The 22,110-nt window shown below is 65.1% G+C and carries 19 protein-coding genes and 2 pseudogenes; 16 read left to right on the plus strand and 5 right to left on the minus strand.

The window, feature by feature from the left end; genetic code table 11:
- The first annotated feature begins 116 nt into the window (after positions 1-116).
- The gene (locus HAP41_RS10585; RefSeq protein ID WP_166106096.1) at positions 117-872 is read left to right on the plus strand and encodes an HAD family hydrolase; all 756 of its coding nucleotides are present in this window, start codon (positions 117-119) and stop codon (positions 870-872) included.
- Between the two features lie 24 nt (positions 873-896).
- On the opposite strand, the gene HAP41_RS10590 is transcribed toward HAP41_RS10585, so the two are convergent.
- Together HAP41_RS10590 and HAP41_RS10595 are read right to left on the minus strand one after the other, a co-directional pair.
- The gene (locus HAP41_RS10590; RefSeq protein WP_014492699.1) at positions 897-1,304 is read right to left on the minus strand and encodes a nuclear transport factor 2 family protein; all 408 of its coding nucleotides are present in this window, start codon (positions 1,302-1,304) and stop codon (positions 897-899) included.
- 98 nt (positions 1,305-1,402) lie between these two features.
- A complete protein-coding gene (locus HAP41_RS10595) occupies positions 1,403-2,887 on the minus strand; it encodes a mannitol dehydrogenase family protein (RefSeq protein ID WP_166102690.1) in 1,485 nt (494 codons plus the stop codon).
- Positions 2,888-3,032: 145 nt separating this feature from the next.
- Between HAP41_RS10595 and HAP41_RS10600 the strand changes: the two genes are divergently transcribed.
- The 7 genes from HAP41_RS10600 (at position 3,033) to HAP41_RS10630 (ending at position 10,691) form a co-directional block, all read left to right on the plus strand.
- Positions 3,033-3,842, plus strand: coding sequence for a FadR/GntR family transcriptional regulator (locus HAP41_RS10600; protein ID WP_071910006.1), 810 nt, complete (start codon positions 3,033-3,035; stop codon positions 3,840-3,842).
- A 90-nt stretch (positions 3,843-3,932) separates the two neighbouring features.
- Positions 3,933-4,892 (plus strand): sialic acid TRAP transporter substrate-binding protein SiaP, encoded by a 960-nt coding sequence (locus HAP41_RS10605; protein ID WP_071917185.1) that lies wholly within the window; start codon positions 3,933-3,935, stop codon positions 4,890-4,892.
- Between the two features lie 233 nt (positions 4,893-5,125).
- Positions 5,126-5,704: a TRAP transporter small permease gene (locus HAP41_RS10610; RefSeq protein WP_166102683.1), complete on the plus strand. Its 579-nt coding sequence runs from the start codon at positions 5,126-5,128 to the stop codon at positions 5,702-5,704.
- A gap of 4 nt (positions 5,705-5,708) precedes the next feature.
- Complete coding sequence (locus HAP41_RS10615) at positions 5,709-7,115, plus strand: TRAP transporter large permease (protein WP_085405292.1); 1,407 nt, start codon at positions 5,709-5,711, stop codon at positions 7,113-7,115.
- Positions 7,112-8,161 (plus strand): L-idonate 5-dehydrogenase, encoded by a 1,050-nt coding sequence (locus HAP41_RS10620; protein WP_166102680.1) that lies wholly within the window; start codon positions 7,112-7,114, stop codon positions 8,159-8,161. The genes HAP41_RS10615 and HAP41_RS10620 overlap by 4 nt, the downstream gene beginning before the upstream one ends.
- 73 nt (positions 8,162-8,234) lie before the next feature.
- The gene (gene uxuA / locus HAP41_RS10625; protein WP_166102678.1) at positions 8,235-9,425 is read left to right on the plus strand and encodes a mannonate dehydratase; all 1,191 of its coding nucleotides are present in this window, start codon (positions 8,235-8,237) and stop codon (positions 9,423-9,425) included.
- A 114-nt stretch (positions 9,426-9,539) separates the two neighbouring features.
- Complete coding sequence (locus HAP41_RS10630; protein ID WP_063981332.1) at positions 9,540-10,691, plus strand: alpha-hydroxy acid oxidase; 1,152 nt, start codon at positions 9,540-9,542, stop codon at positions 10,689-10,691.
- 20 nt (positions 10,692-10,711) lie between these two features.
- On the opposite strand, the gene HAP41_RS10635 is transcribed toward HAP41_RS10630, so the two are convergent.
- Complete coding sequence (locus tag HAP41_RS10635) at positions 10,712-11,650, minus strand: LysR family transcriptional regulator (protein WP_028160735.1); 939 nt, start codon at positions 11,648-11,650, stop codon at positions 10,712-10,714.
- A 212-nt stretch (positions 11,651-11,862) separates the two neighbouring features.
- On the opposite strand from HAP41_RS10635, the gene HAP41_RS10640 reads away from it, so the two are divergent.
- The 6 genes and pseudogenes from HAP41_RS10640 (at position 11,863) to HAP41_RS10665 (ending at position 17,748) form a co-directional block, all read left to right on the plus strand.
- A complete protein-coding gene (locus HAP41_RS10640) occupies positions 11,863-12,945 on the plus strand; it encodes an ABC transporter ATP-binding protein (RefSeq protein ID WP_166102673.1) in 1,083 nt (360 codons plus the stop codon).
- Positions 12,946-12,981: 36 nt separating this feature from the next.
- On the plus strand, positions 12,982-13,698 hold the full coding sequence (locus tag HAP41_RS10645; RefSeq protein WP_166102669.1) for an HAD family hydrolase: 717 nt from the start codon (positions 12,982-12,984) through the stop codon (positions 13,696-13,698).
- A gap of 15 nt (positions 13,699-13,713) precedes the next feature.
- On the plus strand, positions 13,714-15,021 hold the full coding sequence (locus HAP41_RS10650) for an NAD(P)/FAD-dependent oxidoreductase (protein WP_166102666.1): 1,308 nt from the start codon (positions 13,714-13,716) through the stop codon (positions 15,019-15,021).
- Positions 15,022-15,048: 27 nt separating this feature from the next.
- The gene (locus HAP41_RS10655) at positions 15,049-16,095 is read left to right on the plus strand and encodes an ABC transporter substrate-binding protein (RefSeq protein WP_166102663.1); all 1,047 of its coding nucleotides are present in this window, start codon (positions 15,049-15,051) and stop codon (positions 16,093-16,095) included.
- 68 nt (positions 16,096-16,163) lie between these two features.
- A pseudogene (locus HAP41_RS10660) lies at positions 16,164-16,975 on the plus strand (ABC transporter permease).
- The gene (locus HAP41_RS10665) at positions 16,972-17,748 is read left to right on the plus strand and encodes an ABC transporter permease (protein ID WP_166102660.1); all 777 of its coding nucleotides are present in this window, start codon (positions 16,972-16,974) and stop codon (positions 17,746-17,748) included. The pseudogene HAP41_RS10660 and the gene HAP41_RS10665 overlap by 4 nt, the downstream one beginning before the upstream one ends.
- 198 nt (positions 17,749-17,946) lie before the next feature.
- Here the strand turns inward: HAP41_RS10665 and HAP41_RS10670 are convergent, their stop codons facing one another.
- Entirely contained in the window at positions 17,947-18,597 is a 651-nt protein-coding gene (locus HAP41_RS10670; protein ID WP_063981336.1) for a TetR/AcrR family transcriptional regulator, read from the minus strand.
- Between the two features lie 209 nt (positions 18,598-18,806).
- On the opposite strand from HAP41_RS10670, the pseudogene HAP41_RS10675 reads away from it, so the two are divergent.
- Both HAP41_RS10675 and HAP41_RS10680 read left to right on the plus strand, forming a co-directional pair.
- Positions 18,807-20,148 (plus strand): annotated as a pseudogene (locus HAP41_RS10675) (MFS transporter).
- 21 nt (positions 20,149-20,169) lie between these two features.
- Positions 20,170-21,669: a carboxylesterase/lipase family protein gene (locus HAP41_RS10680; RefSeq protein ID WP_166102656.1), complete on the plus strand. Its 1,500-nt coding sequence runs from the start codon at positions 20,170-20,172 to the stop codon at positions 21,667-21,669.
- On the opposite strand, the gene HAP41_RS10685 is transcribed toward HAP41_RS10680, so the two are convergent.
- On the minus strand, positions 21,638-22,099 hold the full coding sequence (locus HAP41_RS10685; RefSeq protein ID WP_166106094.1) for a GNAT family N-acetyltransferase: 462 nt from the start codon (positions 22,097-22,099) through the stop codon (positions 21,638-21,640). The two genes, HAP41_RS10680 and HAP41_RS10685, sit on opposite strands and share 32 nt — an antisense overlap.
- Between the last annotated feature and the right edge of the window lie 11 nt (positions 22,100-22,110).

A 22,110-nucleotide genomic window follows, 5' to 3' on the forward strand; every position in this document is an offset into this window, starting at 1 on the left:
GCGCGAGCTGCGCGCCGTTCGCTCATAAGGGATTTTTGGGTCCGGCAAAAGATATTGCAATTTTACTCGGCCACCAGGGCAGGCGATGCTCGCTTGTCAGGAGGGAGGCGTCGGTCATGCAGGCAGAAGCGCCGGCCGCAGTGCCATGCGGTGCCGCGGAGTTGATCGGGCGCGCCGCCGCGCTGATCTTCGATGTCGACGGTACGCTGGCCGAAACCGAGGAGCTGCATCGCCAGGCCTTCAACCACGCCTTCATTCGCCACGGTCTCGACTGGCAGTGGGACCGGGCCGTCTACAAGGAGCTGCTGCGTGTCACCGGCGGCAAGGAGCGCATGCGTGCCTATCACACGGGGCTGCAGGTCGCGCCGCCATTGCCGGATGCGGACATCGCAGCCCTTCACCGCATCAAGACCGCGCATTACGCCGAGCTGATCGAAACCGGCTGCTGTCCCTTAAGGCCCGGCGTGGCGGATCTTCTCACTGCCGCGATGGCCCGCGGCCAGCGGCTTGCGATCGCGACCACCACCTCGCACGGCAATATCGATGCGCTGCTGTCGCAGGCGCTGGGAACGCGCTGGGCGGCGGATTTTGATGCGGTCGTCGCCGGCGACGATGTCTGCCACAAGAAGCCGGCGCCGGATGTCTATCTGGAAACCCTGGCGCGACTGAAGCTGGGCGCAGCCGACTGCGTCGCGATCGAGGATTCCCGCAACGGGCTGATCGCGGCCTCGCGGGCGAACATTCCGGTGCTCATCACCAGAAGCATGTTCTTTCGGGACGATGATTTCAGTGCGGCGCAGGTCGTGCTGGACGATTTATCGGAACTCGGGGGCTCAAGACAAAAAACTGAAAAACAACCCCATGCACAGTAGCAAGCGCCGGCCGGCCCGCCGCGGTCAGTGGACGCGGTGGCTCGTTCTATCGTCTTCAGCCTGCTCGACAATCTGCGCGATTGGGCTCGACTGATGGTGCACCAGCCGCCAGCCGTCGCCGACACGGCGAAAATGGTTGGCCGCGGCCAAGGCGGTGCCGTCGACGATCTCGATGCAGAGCACGCGCGCGCTGTCGCCGTCGACGATCGCCTGCGGTTCGGCACAAACGATCTGCGGCCGCTCCGGATTTTGCAGGATGTCGCGCCAGCTGCCGATCACCGTGGCCCGGCCGATGATGGCCGGCCAGCCGGGATGGATGCAGGAAATGGCGTCGTCATCCGCCCACATCCGCTCCATTTCGTCGAAGTCGCCCGTTGAAAAGGCGGCGTAGAAGGCCGCGTTCGCGGCGATGACCTTATTGTCCTTTGCCATGCCTCTCGGGTGGGGCAATGGCAGGCAAAAATCAAGCGCGACTTCCGTCCGACTTTGCGTTCGATTTGGACCGCAGTGCAGCATTGCCTGCTTTGTGGTCACGCCGAGACAAGTGTCTCCACCGCCCGCCGCGCACCATCCATATAAAGACGGCCGAGCGCCGTGGTCACGGCCTCGCGCAGGCGCGGTTCGGTGCCCAGCGGTCCGAACACTTTCTCGATCCCGAGCAATGCGGGCGCAAGGCGTTCGGCGACGGGACCGGCCTCGCGCGCCAGCGCGGCAAACTCGGCGGCGAGCGGATCGCGAACGTCGATGGCGCCGCCCTGCTCGTCGCGTGCGGTGACGTAACGCATCCAGCCGGCCACCGCGAGCGCATGCGTCGCGATCGGCAGGTTGTTGCGCAGGCGATCCTGCATCGCGCCGAGCAAGCGCTGCGGAAGCTTTTGCGAGCCGTCCATCGCGATCTGCCAGGTGCGGTGATGCAGCGCCGGGTTGGCGAAGCGCTTGAGCAGCGAGGTGCGATAGGCGGCGAGATCGGTGCCAACAGGCATCGTCAGCGTCACCGCGGCCTCTTCCATCACCTGCGCGGCGAGACGGGCGAAATGCGGATCCAGCATGGTGTCGGCGATGGTCTCGTAGCCCGCGAGATAGCCGAGATAGGCCAGCGCCGAATGGCTGGCGTTGAGCAGCCGCAGCTTCATCAGCTCGAACGGCTTGACGTCGGTGACGAGCTCGACACCGGCGGCGGCGAAATCGGGCCGCCCCGCCGTGAAGCGGTCCTCGACCACCCATTGCGTGAACGGCTCGGTCATCACAGGCCAGGCGTCGCGCATGCCGAGCGCGTTCGAGACCGCATCCCGGTCGGCGTCCGTCGTCTCCGGCACGATGCGGTCGACCATGGTCGACGGGAAGGCGGTGCTATCGGCGATCCATTTGCCGAGGTCCTTCGAGCGGAGCGCGGCGAACTGCGTCACGATCCGCTGCACGGTGTGGCCGTTGGCGGCGAGATTGTCGCAGCAGAGCACAGTGAAGGGCGCCAGCCCCTGTGCACGCCGGCGCGCCAGTGCGGCCACGATGAAGCCGGGCGCCGAGCGCGGCGCGTCAAAATTGTTGAGATCGTGCACGACATCCGGATGCCGCTCGTCGAGATCGCCGGTCTGCGGCGTGTGGCAATAGCCCTTTTCGGTGACCGTCAGCGAGACGATGCGAATGGCGGGATCGGCCATCCGTTCGACCAGCGTTGCCGGCTTCTCGCGCGCGACGACGCTGTCGAGCAGCGCGCCGATCACGCGGTGCTCGGTGCCTTCGGCGGCTCGCACGGCGATTGTGTAGAGATGGTCCTGCGGGGCGAGGGCGTCGCGCGTATCCGGGCTGCGCAAGCTCGCGCCGACGATGCCCCAGGACGAGCTGCTTGCGGCAAGGCAGTCGTCGATGACGACGGCTTGGTGCGCGCGATGAAAGGCGCCCAGGCCCAGATGCACGATGCCGGGCGTAACGCGCGAACGGTCATAGGCCGGGCGGCGGATGGCGGGGGGCAGCCGGTCGAGATTGGCGCGGCCAAGACGCGTTGAATTATGGCGCATGGTCGTCTCTCCCTGTGTTTGGCCGCTGCTTGACATGGCGCCTGTCCTCGGTCAAGCTTCGGTCAATTGGTAAGACCAATTTTCCAAAATTGGCGGGCCGCCGGGACGCGATGCTTCCCGGCGAGACCCTTTGGGGGAGGCCAGCGTGCCGCTGGAAGCTGTGGAGGCGAGACGGCTTTACCGCCAGGTCGCCGATCAATTGCGAAGCCTGATCGACAGCGGCGAGTACGCGGTCGGCAGCCGCTTGCCGACCGAACGGGAACTCGCCGAGCAGCTCAGGATCTCGCGGCCGACGGTGCGCGAAGCCCTGATCGCGCTCGAGGTCGAGGGCCGCGTCCGCATTCGCGTCGGCTCCGGCATCTATGTGACCGAGCCAGCGGACGCCGCGCCTTCGCTTCCGGCCGCCGGCATCGAAGGCCCGTTCGAGCTCTTGCGCGCCCGCGAATTCCTCGAAAGCGCGATCGCCGAGCAGGCCGCGCGCGTGGCGACCAAGGACGATATCGCCCGCATCAATGCGTCGCTTGTCGCCATGGAGAATGTCGAGCATCCCGGCGAGGCCTCGATGGTGCACGACCGTGCCTTCCACGTCGCGATCGCCGGCAGTCTCGGCAATGCCGTGCTGGTGCGCGTGGTCGGCGAGCTGTTCGACCAGCGCCTCAATCCCTATTTCGCGCAGCTTGCGCATTACTTCGAGAGCCCGGGCACCTGGCGCACTGCGCTCGACGAGCATTGCGCCGTGCGTGACGCGATTGCGGCGCATGATCCGGACACTGCCCGTGAGGCCATGCGGAAGCACTTAGCGCGCTCGCAGGAGCGCTTTGCGCAGAATTTTGGTGCCGAGACCGCCGCGGGATCGCCCGCGGAGCGAGGCCGGGCCGCGCGCACGCCGGCGAAACCGGCAAAACCAAAACGCGCAAAGACGCAGGCCAAAAGCGGCAGCGTGCGGCGGCGATGAGATTGGGCGGCTCGTCCCGGTTTTTGGGGCGGGCGAACAAGAAGCAGACTTTAGTCAGTGGAGGATAAGTCAGTGTTGAAGAAGATGACGATGGTGCTGGCGACTTCGGTCGCGGCAATGTTCGCGGCGACCAATCCCGGCATGGCGCAGACCAAGCTCAAATGGGCCCATGTCTACGAGACCTCTGAGCCGTTCCACACCGCTTCGGTCTGGGCCGCGCAGGAGATCGGAAAGCGCACCAACGGGCGCTATACCGTCGATGTCTATCCGGCGTCGCAGCTCGGCAAGGAAGCCGACATCAACCAGGGCCTCTCGCTCGGCTCGGTCGACATCATCATCTCCGGCTCGAGCTTCGCGGCCAAGAGCTTCCCGCCGATCGGCGTGACCTACTATCCCTACACCTTCCGCGACGCCGACCATCTCCTCGCCTACACCAAGAGCGACATCTTCAAGGAGCTCGCCAAGGGCTATGAGGACAAGAGCGGCCACCACATCGTCGCGGTGACCTATTACGGCGTGCGCCAGACCTCGTCGAACAAGCCGATCAAGACCTGCGCAGACCTCAAGGGCCTCAAGATGCGCGTGCCCGACGTTCCGGCCTATCTGGCGATGCCGCGCGCCTGCGGCGCCAACACCGCGCCGATCGCGTTCGCCGAAGTCTATCTCGCGCTTCAGAACGGCACCGTCGAGGCGCAGGAGAACCCGCTGACCACGATCGAGGCCAAGAAGTTCTACGAAGTGCAGAAGCACATCGTGCTGACCGGCCACATCGTCGACCACCTCAACACGGTGGTGGCGGGCGCGCTCTGGAAGAAGCTCAGCGACGAGGACAAGAAGATCTTCACCGACGTCGCGCAGGAGGCCGCTGCGAAGGCGACCGCGGAGATCAAGCAGAACGAGGCCAAGCTGGTTTCCTTCTTCAAGGAGAAGGGACTGACCGTGACCGAGGTCGACAAGAACGAGTTCCGCGACATCGTGCTGAAGAACGTTGCGTTCGAGACCTTCGGTTATCGCAAGGCCGACTGGGAACGCATTCAGGCGGTGAAATAACTGAGACCCTCATGGTGAGGAGCGCGAAGCGCGCTCCGGACGATGCTTCGCATCGCCGGGCGAACCATGAAGGCCCGGATGTCGCTCAGGCGCCGCCCGAGGCCATCCTTCGAGACGCTTGCTTCGCAAGCTCCTCAGGATGAGGAGCGGAGTTCGTAGAACTAAGTCGTCGTTCCGGGTTCGGCTCTTCGAGTCACCCCGGAATGACGATTAAGAGGTTGAGGAGTAACCCCATGTCCACCGTCGAAGTGCACCGGCAGATCACCGGGGACGAGATCGCCCACACCTTCGAGGAAGAGGCGGTGCCGAAGGTCGATCTCGGCGTCTACGCTTTCGAGGACTGGGTGGCGCTGGTGATCTTCTGGGTGATGGCGCTTGCCGTCTTCCTCCAGTTCTTCACCCGCTACGTCCTCAACGACAGCTATGCCTGGACCGAAGAGATCGCGACCTACTGCCTGATCGGCGTGGTCTTCATCGGCTCGTCGATGTGCGTGCGGCTGTCGCGGCATATCCAGGTCGATCTGATCTACCGCTATCTGCCGCATGTCGTGGCGCGCGGGCTGTCGACCGCGATCGACCTGATCCGGATCGCCTTCTTCGGCTACGCCATCAAGCTGGTCTGGGTCTACATCCAGATCATCGGCGACGAGTCGATGACCACGATCAATCTGCCCAAGGACTACGTCTATTACGCCGTGCTGGCGGGCTTCGTGCTGATGTTCGTGCGCTCGGTGCAGGTGGCCATCCAACATTTGCGACAGGGCTATTCGATCCTCGAACGTCCCGGCGCCTACGACGGTTTTGAGGGGTAAAGTTATGTTGCTGTTGCTTGGAGGCTTCCTCGTCCTGATGCTGCTCGGCGTTCCCGTGGCGATCGCCATGGCCGCGTCGTCGCTGCTCTACATCCTGGTCAGCGGCGTGACGCCCGATGTCACGCTGGCGCAGCGCATGATCGCCGGCGTCGAGAGCTTTCCGCTGCTCGCGGTGCCGTTCTTCATCCTGGCCGGCAATCTCATGAACATCGCCGGCGTGACCGGCCGCATCTATAAATTCGCGGTCGCGCTGGTCGGCTGGATGCGCGGCGGCCTCGGCCACGTCAACATCATCGGCTCGGTGATCTTCTCCGGCATGTCCGGCACCGCGATCGCGGACGCCGCCGGTCTCGGCACCATCGAGATCAAGGCGATGAAGGACCACGGCTATTCCACCGAGTTCTCCGTCGGCGTCACCGCGGCCTCAGCCACGCTCGGGCCGATCATCCCGCCGTCGCTGCCTTTCGTGATCTACGGCATGATGGCGAACGTCTCGATCGGCGCGCTGTTCCTGGGCGGCGTCATTCCCGGCATCGTCATGACGCTGCTGATGATGGCCACCGTCACCTATTTCGCGCACAAGAATAAATGGGGCAGCGACACGCCGTTCTCCTGGCCGCAACTCGGCTCGGCCGGCCTCGAGATCGCCATCGTGCTGGCTTTCCCGCTCGCGATCTGGCTGATGGTGCTGGCCGGCATGTCCACCAACATGGCCGTTGTCATCGGCCTCGGCGCGTTGCTGGCGATCGACTGGTACTTCGACTTTTCGGCGGTGATGGCGCTGATGGCGCCGGTGATCCTGATCGGCGGCATGACGCTCGGCTGGTTCACGCCGACGGAGGCCGCGGTCGCAGCCGTGATCTGGTCGCTGTTCCTCGGCCTCGTCCGCTACCGCACCATGACCTTGAAGACGGTGGCGAAGGCGACCTTCGACACCATCGAGACCACGGCCTCGGTGCTGTTCATCGTCACGGCGGCCTCGATCTTCGCCTGGTTGCTGACGGTGTCGCAGGCAGCCCAAATGCTCTCGGACTGGATGCTCAGCATCACCCACAACAAATGGGTGTTCCTGGCGCTCGCCAACGTCCTGATCCTGTTCGTCGGCTGCTTCATCGACACCACGGCGGCGATCACCATCCTGGTGCCGATTCTGCTGCCGATCGTGCTCAAGCTCGGCATCGATCCGATCCATTTCGGTCTGATCATGACGCTGAACCTGATGATCGGCCTGTTGCATCCGCCGCTCGGCATGGTGCTGTTCGTGCTCGCCCGCGTGGCAAAACTCTCGGTCGAGCGCACGACGGTCGCGATCCTGCCCTGGCTGGTGCCGCTGATGGTCGCGCTGATCGCGATCACCTACATTCCCGAACTGACCCTCTGGCTGCCTAAATACATGGGACTCTCCAAATGACCTCCACCGCTCTCGCCGCAACCCTGTTCGGCCCCGAAGATCTGCGCATGATCGAGCATCCGCTCGACAAGCTCGCTGACGGCATGGTGCGCATCCGTTTCGGCGCCGGCGGCATCTGCGGCTCCGACATGCACTATTTCCGTCATGCCCGAACCGGCGATTTCGTCGTGAAGTCGCCGCTGGTTCTTGGTCATGAGATCTCGGGCGAAGTCGTGGAGATCGCAGGTTCCGCAGCGAACCTGAAGGTCGGCGACCGTGTCGCCGTCAATCCGTCGCGCTGGTGCGGCCATTGCGTCGCCTGCCGCGAGGGCCGGCCGAATCTCTGCGAGAACATCTACTTCATGGGCTCGGCCTCGAAGACGCCGCACATGCAGGGCGGTTTCGCCAACTATTTCGACGCGATCCCCGCGCAATGCGTGAAGATCCCCGACCATGTGTCCTATCAGGCCGCAGCGCTGGCCGAGCCGCTCGCGGTCTGCCTCCATGCGGTGGCGCGCGCCGGCAACATCGAGGGCAAGCGCGGCATCATCTTCGGTGCCGGCCCGATCGGGCTTTTGACCATGCTCGCGGCACAACGCGCCGGTATGGCCGACATCACGGTGGCGGACATCGCACCGGCGCCGCTCGCCTTTGCGACCCGGCTCGGCGCTTCGCATGTCGAGAACGTCTCGGCCGGCGAGGAAGGACTGAAGGCACAGGCCGCATCGCGTCCCTATGACGTCGCGTTCGAGGTCTCGGGCACCGCCGCGGGCCTTGCCAGCGCGATCGGCATTGTCAGGCGCGGCGGCATTGTGGTGCAGATCGGCAATCTGCCGGGCGGCCAGATTCCGACGCCGTCGAATGCGGTGATGGCCAAGGAGATCGACCTGCGCGGCTCGTTCCGCTTCGGCTTCGAGTTCATGACCGCGGTGGAACTGATTGGCGCAGGCAGCGTCGACGTGCTGTCGCTGGTCACTGCCGAGCGGCCGCTCTCGACCGCGCCGGACGCACTGCGGCTGGCACTCGACCGCTCGCAGAGCGTAAAGGTCGTGCTGACCGCGAACTGATTCTTTGTTTTGACGCGTTTTCTTCACGCGAACCGGTATCCACTTCGCTCGAAAACGCTTTAGGAGAATTTCGATGATGCTCGAGGGATGGCGCTGGTACGGTCCGGATGATCCGGTGTCTTTGGACGATGTCAGGCAGGCCGGGGCGACGGATATCGTCTCGGCGCTGCATCAGGTGCCGATCGGCGAAGCCTGGACGCGCAAGGCGGTCGAAGAGCGCAAGAACTTCATCGAGCACGGCCAGCCCGGCCGCTCGCAACTGACGTGGTCGGTGGTGGAGTCGATTCCGATCCCCGACGACGTCAAGCGGCTCGGGGCCAAGGCGACGGCCTCGATCGACGCGTGGATCGCGAGTCTCGAAGCGGTGGCCGCGGCCGGCATCAAGATCATCTGCTACAATTTCATGCCGGTGGTGGACTGGTGCCGCACCGATCTGGAGTGGGAGCTGCCGAACGGCGCCCGCGCCATGCGCTTCGACCAGGACCGCTTTGCCGCGTTCGAGCTGCATATCCTGAAGCGTCCCGCCGCCGTGCAGGAATACTCCCCCGAGCAGCAGGCGCGCGCCAAAAAGCTGTTCGACCAGATGAGCCAGGCCGATATCGACTACCTCGTCATGGTCATCGCCAGCGCGCTGCCGGGCTCGACAACCGAGCCGATGACGATCCCGCAGTTCCGTGACCGGCTGGAGACCTATCGCGACATCACGCCAAAGATCCTGCGGCAGCATCTCGCCGAGTTCCTGGGCCGCGTCACGCCGGTCGCCGAGCAACTCGGGGTGTCCCTGACGCTGCATCCCGACGATCCGCCGCGCCCGCTGTTCGGCCTGCCGCGCATTGCCTCCAGCGCCGAAGACTATCAGGCACTGTTCGATGCCGTGCCATCCAAGGCCAACGGCATCTGCCTATGCACGGGCTCGCTCGGCGTGCGCGCCGGGAACGATCTGCCTGCGATGGCCGAGCGCTTCGGACCGCGCATTGCGTTTGCCCATCTGCGCGCGACCAAGCGCGAGGCCGACGGCCTGTCCTTCTACGAGTCCGATCATCTCGACGGTGACGTCGACATGGTCGCGGTGCTGAAGGCGCTGTTGAAGGAGAACGCGCGGCGTTCGCCCGACAAGAGAATCGTATTCCGTCCCGACCACGGCCATCGTATGCTCGACGATCTCTCCGCCACCAAGCGCACCAATCCCGGCTACACCGCGATCGGCCGCCTGCGCGGCCTCGCCGAACTCCGTGGCGCGATCAGGGCGATCGAGCATCGATAGGAGACCGGCGGTGCCATCAGGCGAGAGATCGCCGCGATGGCGGCCGCTGACAGCATCGGCGGCGCGATGGCTAGATGATCGACGCGCAGAACATGCCGTGAGCGGAGTTGAGAAATGCGCCTGACACAGTGTCATAATTTCCACGATTTCCGGCGGCTGGCGCGCCGCCGACTGCCCGGTCCGATCTTCGACTATATCGACGGCGCGGCCGACGATGAGACCACCCATCGCCGCAACAGCGCGAGCTTCGAGCATTGCGACCTTCTGCCCAACGTGCTGCGCGGCGTGCAGGACGTCGATCTCTCGGTCACCATCATGGGCCAGAAGCTCGCGCTGCCGTTCTACTGCTCGCCGACCGCCCTGCAGCGCCTGTTCCATCATGAAGGCGAGCGTGCCGTCGCCGCTGCCGCGGCGAGCTACGGCACCATGTTCGGCGTCTCCTCGCTGGGCACGGTGTCGCTCGAGGAATTGCGCAAGGCCCACGACACGCCGCAGGTCTATCAATTCTATTTCCACAGGGATCGCGGTCTCAACCGCGCCATGATGCAGCGCGCCAGGGACGCGGGCGTCGAGGTGATGATGCTGACGGTCGACAGCATCACGGGAGGAAATCGCGAGCGTGATCTGCGCACCGGCTTCAGCATTCCCTTCCGCCTGACGCCTGCGGGGATGCTCCAGTTCGCGATCAAGCCGATGTGGGGTATCCAGTATGTCAGCCACGAAAAATTCAGGCTTCCGCAGCTGGAGGAGCATGTCGACATGAGCGGCGGCGCCATGTCGATCGGTCGCTACTTCACTGAAATGCTGGATCCCGCGATGAATTGGGACGATGTCGCGGAGATGGTGCGGACCTGGAACGGCCCGTTCTGCCTGAAGGGGATCATGTCGGTGGAAGACGCGCGCCGCGCGGTCGATATCGGCTGTGCCGGCATCGTCCTTTCCAATCATGGCGGCCGCCAGCTCGACGGCTCCCGCTCGGCTTTCGATCAGCTCGCCGAAATCGTCGATGCCGTGGGCGACCGCATCGACGTGATGATGGACGGCGGCATCCAGCGCGGAACCCATATCCTGAAAGCGCTGTCGCTCGGGGCCAAGGCGGTGGGGCTTGGACGATACTATCTCTATCCGCTCGCCGCCGCCGGCCGCCCCGGCGTCGAACGAGCCCTCGGCCTGCTGCGGGCCGAGCTCGTGCGCGATATGAAGCTGATGGGATGCACGTCGATCAGCCAGCTATCGCGCGCCAATCTGCGCTTCCGACCCGGGTAGCGCGCCGTGATCGTTCGGCATCAATAGCAGGCAGCCATCGCGCCGAGCTTCGGATAGAGCCGGTCGATCGCGGCGATCTCGCTTTTCATCTGCGCGATGATCCAGTCGCGGATCTCGGCGGCGATGGGGCGCATCGGCCGGTTGCGCGGCGGCAGGAATTCGCAGATGCGGCGTGTGGTGGTCAGCCGGTCGGAGGCCGGCACCAGCGCGCCGGTCAGGAGCCAGTGCGAGGCCACCGTCAGCCAGCCGAGCGCGATGCCCTGGCCGAGCAGGGCGGCCTGCATGACGACGGCATAGTCGGTGAAGCTCAGCGCCTTGGCCGCACCGCGGCGGCCGGTGAGAAGCGAGGCGTAATCCGCGGCCCAGTCGCCCGGCGTCTCGGCGAGGCGAATGATAGTGTTGCCTTCAGCGGGATCGGTCTCGCCGAGATAGCCGGGGCTGCACATCGGCAGCATGACTTCCTTCATCACCAGCGTGCCGCCGGATGACGGCTCGTCGCGGTCACGGAAGCGCATGCCGAGGTCGACATTCTCCACCGGCCCGCGCAGCGCGCCGGAGATCAGCTGGAAGCGCAGATCGACCTCGGGAAACTGCTTCTGGAGCTTGTCGATGCGCGGCATAAGCCAATGCGTGGTGAAGGCGGAGGAGACCGACAGCGTCACCGTCTCGGTGCCCTTGCGGCGCCGCTCGATCTCGACGAGCCCGGTCTCGATGCTGCGAAAGCCTTCGAGCACGCGGCGATAAAGCAGCTCGCCTTCCTCGGTGAGCACCGCGCGCCCCGCAGTGCGGTCGAACAGGCGGACGCCGAGATGCTCCTCGAACTGTCCGAGCATCCGGCTCACCGCCGGCTGCGTGACGTTGAGCTCGGCTGCTGCCGCCGTGAAACTGCCATTGCGCGCCGCTGCGTCGAAGACGAACAGGGCGTTACTGGAGGGCAGCATCCGGCGCAGCTCAGGCATAACGCCATGTTATGGACGCGGTGAGAATTTGGCAATTGCCGAGTTTTGCCAAGTCTGGTGTCATTGGCATCACAGCCTAAAGACAGGGCTTGCGAACGAGGATTTGGTGCGGTGCACGCTTCGGCCGTGAGTGCCCAAAATTCCTGTCTATAAAGCAGGCTTATGGCGCGCAGTGAGGCACGCCATTGCAGGGAACGAGGCGAGGTCGATCGTTGGACAAACGAGCGGAAAGCGTCGAGATCAGGTCCGCGAGCAAGGCGTATGGCGCCGTTCGCGCTCTCGACGACGTCTCGCTCAATGTCGGCGCCGGCGAGTTCGTCTCGCTGCTCGGCCCCTCCGGCTCCGGCAAGACCACGCTGCTTGGAATTCTCGGCGGCTTCATCCTGCCATCGCGCGGAACCATCCTGTTCGGCGGTCGTGACGTCACCTGGATGCCGCCGCACAAGCGCGACATCGGCGTGGTGTTCCAGAACTACGCACTGTTCCCGCATATGAGCGTCGGCGAGAACGTCGCCTTTCCCCTGCGCGCACGGCGCCTGCCGAAAGCGAGTTGGCCCGACAAGGTGCGCGCAGCGCTCGCGATGGTCGGTCTCGCCGGCTATGAAGAGCGCGGCATCGCGCAGCTCTCCGGCGGCCAGCGCCAGCGCGTGGCGCTTGCGCGTGCGATGATCTTCGAGCCGCGCCTGATCCTGATGGACGAGCCGCTCTCCGCGCTCGACAAGCAGCTCCGCGAATCCATGCAGATCGAGCTGCGCGCGCTGCACCGGCGCATCGGCGCCACCATCATCTACGTCACCCACGACCAGCGCGAAGCGCTGACCATGAGCGACCGCGTTGCCGTGATGAAGGACGGCCGGCTGATCCAGATCGACGCGCCCGAGCGGCTGCACGATCATCCCGCCGATTCCTTTGTCGCGAGCTTCATCGGGGAAGCGACGATGCTGCCGGTTCGCCGCGTCGATGCCTCCAGCGTCGCGCTCGGCAATGCGCTGCTGCGCAGCGCCCGCGCCATTCCCTCTGGCGATGCCTTGATGCTCGCCGTGCACAGTGAAAAACTCTTGATCGACGACGGCGCGCAGGATGCCGCCTGCAACCGGCTGACCGGAACGGTCACCGACATCGTCTACCAGGGCGAGAGTCTCCGCATCTTCCTGGCGCTCGCCGATGGCATCGCGCTCAGCCTGCGCCAGCCGAGCTATCACCAGGCCTACAGCCGCATCCCGCCGCTCGGCGGCAGCCTCACCGTGACCCTTCACCCCGAGGACACCATCGTTGTCCCCAGGGCGGGGGACTGAACTCAAGCCTTGTTCAACCGAGAGAAGAAACCAAAGATGTCGTCAGCAGCCTCGTTCAGCAATTTCAAGGTTCTCACCTTCGACGTCGTCGGCACCTTGATCGATTTCGAGACCGGCGTACTCTCCGCGGTACGCAAGATCTCCGGCAAGTCGCCGGCCGAGCTCAGCGACGAGCAGATCTTCGAGCCCTACAAGCGCGGCCGCGACAAGCATTATGAGCGCTCGAGCGAGGCGATGTTCCACGTCTATCGCCATCTCGCCAAGGAGCTCGGGCTTCCCGCGGACGATGCGTGCTGCGATGTGTTCCAGCTCTCGGTGCTGCGCTGGGGGCCGTTCGCGGATTCGGTCGAGGCGCTCAAGCGCCTGCGCACGAGGTTCCGGCTGGTGGCGATGACCAATGCGGACCGCGTCGCGCTCTCCTGCTACGCGCACGCGCTCGGCAATCCCTTCGACGACACCGTCTGCGCCGACGATACCGGCGTTGCCAAGCCGAACCCGGAGTTCTTCGCCTACAACAAGGGGCGCCAGTCCGCCTTCGGCTACAAGCAGTCCGACATTCTTCACGTCGCGCAGAGCCAGTACCACGACATCGGGATCGCGCGAAAGCTCGGCTACAAGGTGTGCTGGATCGAGCGCCGCCAGGGAATCGTCGGTTTCGGCGGCACGCCGGCGGTGGAGACGCTGACCAAGCCGGACTTCCACTTCCCGACGTTGAAGGCGCTGGCGGACGCGGCGATCGGACCGGCGGCGTAAGGCATGAGCGGCGGCATGACACGGGACTGGAGCGCATTGCCATCGGCCAACTCGCTGTGGGAAGCCACGGCGGAGCCGGCGCGCGCGTTTCCCGTGCTGTCGGGCGAGCAACAGGCGGATGTGGTGATCATCGGTGCAGGCTACACGGGCCTGACCGCCGCGCACCACATCGCCAAGAGCGGCTTGTCGCCGGTCGTGCTGGAGGCCAACCGCCCCGGCTGGGGCGCGAGCGGCCGCAATGGCGGGGTGATCACCGCGAAATTCCGCCTGTCGTTCCGCGAGATCGACGCCACCCATGGCCGCGCCATGGCGCAGCGCATGTACGAGATCGCGCATGAATCGACTGACATGGTCGAGGAGCTGGTGTCCGAATTCGACATCGCCAGCGCGGCGCTGACACGCACGGGCCAGGTCAAGGCCGCGCATAACGAGACGACGCTGAAAGCCGCGATCGACGAAGCCAACTGGATGACGCGCGAGATGGGCTCCGCCGAAGTCCGCATCCTCGACAAGCGCGGGGTACGTGACGAGACAGGCTCCGACATTTTTGTCGGTGGCGTGCTCAATCCCGGCTCCGGCGGCATCCATCCGCTGAACTATCTGCGCGGGCTCGCCGATGGCGTCGCGCGCCGCGGCGTTCCGATCTTCCAGGAGTCGCCGGTCGTGAAACTCCGGCGCGAGAATGGCGGCATCGTCGCCGAGACGCCGCAAGGCGCGGTGCGCGCCAAACAGGCGATCATCGCCACCAACAGCTACTCCGATCTCACCAGCGCGACCGCGCACATGCAGCGCACGCTGATCCCTTTCCGCAGCGCCATGGTCGCGACCGAGCAGCTACCGCGCAATCTCGCGGGAAAGCTGATGCCGACGGGGCGCACCTACACCGAGACCAAGCGCATGATGCGCTGGTTCCGCATGGTCGACAACCGCGTCATCTTTGGCGGCCGCGGCGCCTTCGGCAAGCAGGACTCGCAAGCTGCCTTCGACGCCTTGCGCAAGGCGATGATCGGCATCTTCCCGGATCTTGCCGATGTGCCGCTCGCCTATAAATGGTCGGGCCTCGTCGGCATGACGCTGGACTCGGTGCCGCATATCGGCCGGCTCGACGACCGCACGCTGGTCTCGATGGGTTACAACGGCGCGGGTGTTGCGATGTCGAGCCTGATGGGCCGCTATCTCGCCGCCTTTGTCCGCGGCGAGACGCCCGAGGTCGGGCTGCTCGATATCAGGCGCATGAAGGCGATCCCGTTCTATCCGCTGCGCGAGCCCGCCGTGCGCATGGTTGCCGGCTGGTACCAGTTTCTCGATGCGATCGGTCAGTGAGATTATTTGGTGATGGAGGAGGCGAGGATGATGACGAAGCGGAATTTTGGATTGGGCTGTGCCGTGCTGGGCGCAATCGGAGTTACCACCGCGGCGAGCGCCGCCGAGCAGATCACCTTCGTCTCGCAAGGCGGTGCCTATCAGGCGGCGCAGACGGTGGCGATCCTCGATCCCTCCGCCAAGAAGCTCGGCATCACCATCAACCAGGACTCCATCCCCGACGCCTGGCCGGCGATCAAGACGCAGGTCGGCAGCGGCAAGCCGATCTGGGATGTCGTAGATACCCCGACCGGCAACTGCCTGCGCGGAGGCGAGCAGGGGCTGATCGAGAAGCTCGACTTTTCGAAGATTCCAAACGGCGCGGCGATGCCGGAGGCCTATCGCAGTCCCTATTCGGTGTCATACGAGTTCTATTCCAGCGTGCTGGCCTACAGCCAGAAGACGTTCCCGAAGGACGCGCCGAACAGCTGGGCCGATTTCTGGGACGTCAAGAAATTTCCCGGCCGCCGTGCGCTGCGCAATCACCCGATCGCCACGCTCGAGGCCGCGTTGATGGCCGACGGCGTCGCGCCCGACAAGCTCTACCCGCTCGACGTCGACCGCGCCTTCAAGAAGCTGGAGGAGATCAAGCCGCACATCACGGTGTGGTGGACCTCAGGCGCGCAGTCGGCGCAGCTCCTCAATGACGGCGAGGTCGACATGGAGATGGCCTGGAACGGCCGCGTCAGCGCGGTGGCCAAGGAGGGTGCAAAGGTCTCCTTCACCTACAACCAGGGCGTCCTCCAGAGCACCTCGCTCTGCATCCTCAAGGGTGCGCCGAATCTGGAGACGGCAGTCAAATTCGTCAACGAGGCCGTCGATCCCGTGCACCAGGCCAATCTGCCGCTCAACATCGACTACGGCCCGGGCAATCCGAAGGCGTTCGAGACCGGCGTGATCAAGCCCGAGCGCGCCGCGCAATTGCCGAGCGAGCCGGCGAATGCGGCCAAGCAGGCGCTGATGTCCTACGCCTGGTGGTCCTCGCCCGCGGGCGAGGCCGCCGAGAAGCGCTGGGCGTCGTTCATGCAGAAGTGAGCGAGGCAGCGTTGTCGACATCCGTGCCAGATTCCTCCCAAAAGCATCAGCGCCGCGAGCATGCGCTGATGCTGGCATTGGTGTCGCCGGCGCTGCTCGTGATTCTTCTCCTGATCGTACTGCCGGTCGGCTGGCTCGCCTGGCAGTCGATCTACCATGACGGCTTCACGCTGGAGAACTATCGCCGGGTCTTCACCGAAGACATCTACTGGCGCAGCTTTGCGCTGACCTTCGAGATCAGCCTCGCCGTCACCGTGATCGCGCTGCTGCTCGGCTATCCCGTGGCCTATCTCGCCAACGCAGTGCCGAAAGGATGGAGCATCCTGATCCTGTCGCTGGTGGTGCTGCCGTTCTGGACGTCCGTGCTGGTCCGCGCCTATGCCTGGCTGGCGCTGCTCCAGCGCACCGGCGTGATCAACCAGCTCCTGCGCTATCTCGATGTCATCTCCGAGCCGCTCGCGCTGGCGCACAACACGTTCGGCACGGTGGTTGCGACCGTGCACATCCTGCTGCCGTTCATGGTGCTGCCGCTCTATGCCACCATGCAGAAGATCCCCGGTGATTTGATGCAGGCCGGCGCGAGCCTGGGGCGAGCCCGTCGCTCACCTTCTTCCGCGTGTTCCTGCCGCTGTCGCTGCCGGGCGTGCTCGCCGGCTGCACCATGGTGTTCGTGCTCTGCCTCGGCTTCTACATCACGCCGGAATTGCTCGGCGGCGGCCGCACCGTGATGGTGTCGATGCTGGTGAGCCGCAATGTCGAGCTCTACAACCAGTTCGGCGCCGCGAGCGCGGTCGCCGTGGTGCTGCTCCTCAGCGTGCTCCTGATCTTCTTCGCCGTCAGCCGCTTCATCTCGCTCGATCGCGTGTTGGGGCAGAAATGACGCGCACTTCGCCCGCACGGATGGTCCTCTACGTGATCAGCGCGCTGGTGCTGGTCTATCTGATCCTGCCCGTGCTGATCATCGCGCCGATCTCGTTCTCCAGTGCGCGCTTCCTGACGTTCCCGCCGCCGTCGTTCTCGCTGCGCTGGTACCAGCAATATTTCGCCAATCCGGCCTGGATGCAGGCCACGCGGGTGACGCTGACGGTCGCGTTCTTCACGGTCCTGATCGCAACGCCGTGCGGGGTCGCGGCGGCCTACGCGATCAGCCAGTCGAAGCTGCGCATCATCCACATGGCGCTGCTGCTGCCGCTGGTGGTGCCGATCATCATCACTGCGGTCGGCATCTTCTTCGTCTATGCAAAGGTCGGCCTGGTCGCGACCATGCCCGGCCTCGTGCTGGCGAATGTGATGCTGGGCCTGCCCTACGTCGTCATCTCGGTGCTCGCGGGCTTGCAGAGCTTCGATCCGGCGCAGGAGATGGTGGCGCGCAGCCTCGGCATGAACCGCCTGCGCAGCTTCTTCGCGGTGACGCTGCCGCAGATCAAGTCGAGCGTGGTCGCGGGCGGCATCTTCGCCTTCATCTCGGCGATGGACGAGACCATCGTCGCGCTGTTCATCTCCGGCGGCCAGTATCAGCCGCTGACCAAGCGCATGTTCACCGCGCTGCGTGACGAGATCGACCCGACCATCGCCGCGATCTCGACGCTGATGACGGTGGCGTCGTTCATGCTGGTGCTGCTGGCGAGCACGCGGGGGAAGAGGGGCGGGTGAGGGGGGCTCCGGTCTCCGCCGTCATCACCCGCGAAAGCGGGTGATCCAGTATTCCAGAGCCGGTAGTGGTTCCTCGATAGGCCGCGGCGTACTGGATTCCCCGCCTGCCGCCTACGCTAAAGCTTCGGCGCCCCTGGACCGCAGCCCCGGCGAAGCCTTGGCGTAGCCGGGTCGCGGGGAATGACAGCGAGTGTGCTGTTAAGCCTTCGCCCCAAGCCACGCCAGGATCATCTCCACGATCTGCGTCCGGCTCGTCGCCAGCACCCTGGGCTCGCTGAGGTCGCGGTCGAACAGGGCGCCGAAGGTGTGGCGGTTGGCGACGCGGAAGAAGCAGTAGGAGGAGATGGCGAGGTGCAGGTCGATGGCGTCGACGTCGTCGCGGAAGACGCCTTCGCCGCGGCCGCGCTCGAGGATGCCGTCGAGTGTCGCGATCACGCTGGCGTTGAGCTGGCGCAGTTGCAAATTCTGCTTCAGGTGCTTGCCGTGGTGGATGTTCTCGATGCTGACGAGACGGATGAAGTTCGGATTGCGCTCGTCATGGTCGAAGGTGGCTTCGATCAGCCGGCGTAATCCCTCGCGGGCGTCACAGCTTTCGATGTCGAGCTGGTCCTCCAGCGCGCGGATGCTGCGATAGGCCTCCTCCAGCACCGCGAGGTAGAGCTGCTCCTTGCCGCCGAAATAGTAATAGATCATCCGCTTCGACGTGCGCGTCCGCGCCGCGATCGCGTCGACGCGGGCGCCGGAATAGCCCTCCGAGGCGAATTCGGCCATCGCCACTTCGAGGATGTCGCGCTTGGTGCGCTCAGGGTCGTTGGTGCGCTTCGATGGGGGCGGCATGCGCTCGAGCATCACTGTTTCTCCCCGCCAGTTTCCACGGATCACCTTGAAGGTGAAGGCAAATTTCGCCCGTCGGGGCATTGATCCAATGCGCATTGCATAAACGTACTAGTTCGTACATTATTGTTCCAAACTAGGGTTGCGGCAACCAGAACCAGAAAACGCGCGCGAGGCGATCTGCCTGACGCGAACCGCACCGGCCACATGGGGAGGAGCCTTTAATGACGTTGACGTCAACCGCACCGCTGCGCGCATCATCCAGCGCGGAAACCACGCCGAACAAGCTGCCGAAGCGCGCCGCGCTGGTCAGCTTCGTCGGCAGCATGCTCGAATACTACGACTTCTTCATCTACGGCACCGCTGCGGCGCTGATCTTTCCGAAAGTGTTCTTCGCCAATGTCGATCCCTCGACCGCGACGCTGCTCGCGTTGCTCTCCTTTGGCATCGGCTATATCGCTCGGCCCGTGGGCGCCGTCATCCTCGGCCATTTCGGCGACCGTATCGGCCGCAAGACGGTGCTCTTGTTCACACTGGTGCTGATGGGCGGCTCGACGCTGGCGATCGGCCTGTTGCCGGATGCCAAGACGATCGGCAATGCCGCGCCTGTCATCCTGACGCTGCTCCGCCTGTTGCAGGGCCTGTCGGCTGCCGGCGAGCAGAGCGGAGCCTACTCGCTGACGCTGGAGCATTCCGCCAATTCGAACCGCGCCTTCTTCACGAGCTTGACCCTGAGCGGCACCCAGGCCGGCGCGATCCTTGCAACACTGGTGTTCATCCCGGTGTCGAGCCTGCCGGAAGACCAGTTGTTGAGCTGGGGCTGGCGCATTCCGTTCCTGCTCTCCGCAGCTCGTGCTGCTGGTCGCCTACCTGGTGCGGAGGACCATGCCGGAAACGCCCGTCTTCGAAGACATCAAGGACAAGGCGCAGGTGGCGCGCTTCCCGGTCGTTACGCTCATGCGCGACTACTGGCCGGACGTGCTGCGCGTCATCGTCTGTGCGCTGATCGCCACCGTGAGCACGATGACCGCGGTGTTCGCGCTCGGCTATGCCACCAGCAAGTTCGGCGTCGCCCGCCCGACCATGCTGTGGGCCGGCGTGCTCGGCAATGTCACCGCGCTGATCACCCAGCCGCTGTGGGCGCTGCTGGCCGACAGGATCGGCCGCAAGCCGGTGTTCATCGGTGGTGTGCTCGGCTGCGCGGTGCTGGTGTTCCCGTACTTCATGCTGGTGACATCAGGGAATACGCTGGCGATCTTCGCCGCGGCGATGATCCTCTCGGGCGTCATCTACGCCGCGCCGAACGCGATCTGGCCGTCGTTCTATGCGGAGATGTTCGACGCGCGCGTGCGTTACTCCGGCACGGCGATCGGCACGCAGCTCGGCTTCCTCGCCGCGGGCTTCACGCCGCTGGTGAGTGCGAGCCTGGTCGGCGAAGGGCCGAACGGCTGGATTCCCGTGGCAATCTTCGTTGCCTGCTGCTGCGTGATCTCGGCGGCATCAGCGGCCACCGCGCGCGAAACCCACAATGTCGACATCGCCGATCTCGGCAAGCAGCGCGCTTGAGTCGGGATGAGTGAAAGTCGCATGTTGACCAACGCAGTTTCGACCGCCAGCGGGCCGATCATCGGCGCCGAGCAGAACGGCATACGCGCCTTCAAGGGCGTGCCGTTCGCGACCGCGCGGCGCTTTGCCAGGGCGACACCGCCGCTCGCGTGGACGGAGCCGCGCCAATGCACGGACTACGGCGCTTACGCGCCGCAGCCCGGCCATCTCGATCATGCTGACGAGGAATCCTGTCTCAGCCTGAACATCTGGGCGCCGGCGGCGGATCACCCGCTGCCGGTCAAGTTCTTCATCCATGGCGGCGCCTTCGTCACCGGCGGCGGCGCCGACTATGACGGCTCCTTCCTCGCCGCCCACGGCCCGGCCGTCATCGTCACCATCAACTACCGGCTCGGGCCGCTCGGTTTCCTGCAACTGCATCGCCACGGCCTCACCGAAGCCAACAACCTCGCGCTCCAGGATACGCTCGCAGCGCTCGATTGGGTCCGTGCCAACATCGCGAACTTCGGCGGCGATCCGGATGCGATTACGCTGTCGGGACAATCCGCCGGCGCCTCCATGGTGATCGCGCTCGCAACCCTGCCGCAGGCAAGAGGCAAGTTTATCCGTGCGCTCGCGCTGAGCGCGCCAGGGCGCGACATCATGAGTGGGGGGCACGCCGATGATGTCGCGCGCCACGTGCTCGAGGAGCTCGAGCTTGCGCGCGATCCCGGCGCGATTGCGTCCGTGCCGCTGCCAAAGCTGTTCGCGGCGGTCGAGCGCGTCGGACGCAGGCTCGCGGACGAGACGGAGGCAGGCACCGTGTTCGGTCCTGTGCTCGACGGGACCGTGATCCCGCGCGAGCCGCGCGACGTCTTCGCCGACGGAACTTTGGGCGGCATTCCGCTCTGGCTCGGCTCCTGCCGCGACGAGATGGTGATGTTCCTGAAGAACGCGCCGCCGGCGGCGATGATCCGCGCCACCGAGCGACAAGTGCGCGCGGCGTTCGGCGATGCCGGCTGGTGCCGGCTGCTATCCTATTATCGCGCCACCGCGCGCCTCGACGAGGATCCGTACGAGGCGCTGCTGTCGGATGCGTTCTGGCATCGCCCCATGGCCGATCTTGCGCGGATTCATGCTGCGGCCGGCGGTGCCGTGTGGCTGAGCCGGTTCGACCATCGCCCGGCGCTGGAGCCGTTCCTGTCGCAGGGGCCGACACACGGTGCGGACAACGCCTGCCTGTGGGCGCATCTGCCTGATTTCATCGATCGGCCGATCCTCAAGCGCAAGGGCGGGCCGATGACGCCGGCCGACATTGATGTCGCGGCGCGGTTTCAGGCGAGCGTCTTGCGCTTCGTCACGACCGGCAGGCCGGATGTCGCGCAAGCCTGGCCGCGGTTCGAGCCGGGCCATGAGCCGCTCGCGATCTTCGGCCAGCCGTTTCACATCGTGCCGCTCAACGACGGCGCGCGCTTCCGCGTATGGGCGGAGCTATCGGCGCAGTCCGGACCTACGAAACAGCAGCGAGCGATCGCTCCATGATGATCGTGCGCTCATCGCCAAAGTAACTGTCACGCACGGCCTTGAACCCGAGCCGTGCGTAGAAGGATTCCGCGGTGACGGAAGACGGGACGGTCAACAAAGCGATCTCTCGCTCGCGCGCGATGCGTTCGATCTCGGCCATCAGGAACTTGCCGATCCCCTGCGCCTGAACGTCGGGAGCCACGAAGACCGTGCGGACGACGCTTCCGTCAAGGCTCGCCGTTCCAACGACGCGGCCGCCAAGGGCGGCAACAAGGACCGTGCGTTTGCGGATCAGCTCCAGAACGGCGGTCGGGCTGAAGCTATGCTCGACCCGCTCGATGATCTCGTCTGTGTAATCCCTCGCATTTGTCTCGCGCAGTGCGCGCAGAATGACGGCGCTGATTTCGCCGCTATCCTCTTCGCGCGCCGGGCGGATGCTGCAATCCATTGATCCCTCCA

Source organism: Bradyrhizobium barranii subsp. apii (assembly GCF_011516635.5).
GTDB classification, from domain to species: Bacteria; Pseudomonadota; Alphaproteobacteria; order Rhizobiales; family Xanthobacteraceae; genus Bradyrhizobium; species Bradyrhizobium barranii.

Coding starts and splice junctions, on each gene's coding strand:
- HAP41_RS10650 (WP_166102666.1), top strand. CDS start 13,714: ATGACACGGGACTGGAGCGCATTGCCATCGGCCAACTCGCTGTGGGAA.
- HAP41_RS10610 (WP_166102683.1), top strand. CDS start 5,126: ATGTCCACCGTCGAAGTGCACCGGCAGATCACCGGGGACGAGATCGCC.
- HAP41_RS10620 (WP_166102680.1), top strand. CDS start 7,112: ATGACCTCCACCGCTCTCGCCGCAACCCTGTTCGGCCCCGAAGATCTG.
- HAP41_RS10605 (WP_071917185.1), top strand. CDS start 3,933: ATGGTGCTGGCGACTTCGGTCGCGGCAATGTTCGCGGCGACCAATCCC.
- HAP41_RS10630 (WP_063981332.1), top strand. CDS start 9,540: ATGCGCCTGACACAGTGTCATAATTTCCACGATTTCCGGCGGCTGGCG.
- HAP41_RS10680 (WP_166102656.1), top strand. CDS start 20,170: ATGTTGACCAACGCAGTTTCGACCGCCAGCGGGCCGATCATCGGCGCC.
- HAP41_RS10585 (WP_166106096.1), top strand. CDS start 117: ATGCAGGCAGAAGCGCCGGCCGCAGTGCCATGCGGTGCCGCGGAGTTG.
- HAP41_RS10615 (WP_085405292.1), top strand. CDS start 5,709: ATGTTGCTGTTGCTTGGAGGCTTCCTCGTCCTGATGCTGCTCGGCGTT.
- HAP41_RS10635 (WP_028160735.1), bottom strand. CDS start 11,650: ATGCCTGAGCTGCGCCGGATGCTGCCCTCCAGTAACGCCCTGTTCGTC.
- uxuA (WP_166102678.1), top strand. CDS start 8,235: ATGATGCTCGAGGGATGGCGCTGGTACGGTCCGGATGATCCGGTGTCT.
- HAP41_RS10595 (WP_166102690.1), bottom strand. CDS start 2,887: ATGCGCCATAATTCAACGCGTCTTGGCCGCGCCAATCTCGACCGGCTG.
- HAP41_RS10665 (WP_166102660.1), top strand. CDS start 16,972: ATGACGCGCACTTCGCCCGCACGGATGGTCCTCTACGTGATCAGCGCG.
- HAP41_RS10645 (WP_166102669.1), top strand. CDS start 12,982: ATGTCGTCAGCAGCCTCGTTCAGCAATTTCAAGGTTCTCACCTTCGAC.
- HAP41_RS10685 (WP_166106094.1), bottom strand. CDS start 22,099: ATGGATTGCAGCATCCGCCCGGCGCGCGAAGAGGATAGCGGCGAAATC.
- HAP41_RS10590 (WP_014492699.1), bottom strand. CDS start 1,304: ATGGCAAAGGACAATAAGGTCATCGCCGCGAACGCGGCCTTCTACGCC.
- HAP41_RS10655 (WP_166102663.1), top strand. CDS start 15,049: ATGATGACGAAGCGGAATTTTGGATTGGGCTGTGCCGTGCTGGGCGCA.
- HAP41_RS10670 (WP_063981336.1), bottom strand. CDS start 18,597: ATGCTCGAGCGCATGCCGCCCCCATCGAAGCGCACCAACGACCCTGAG.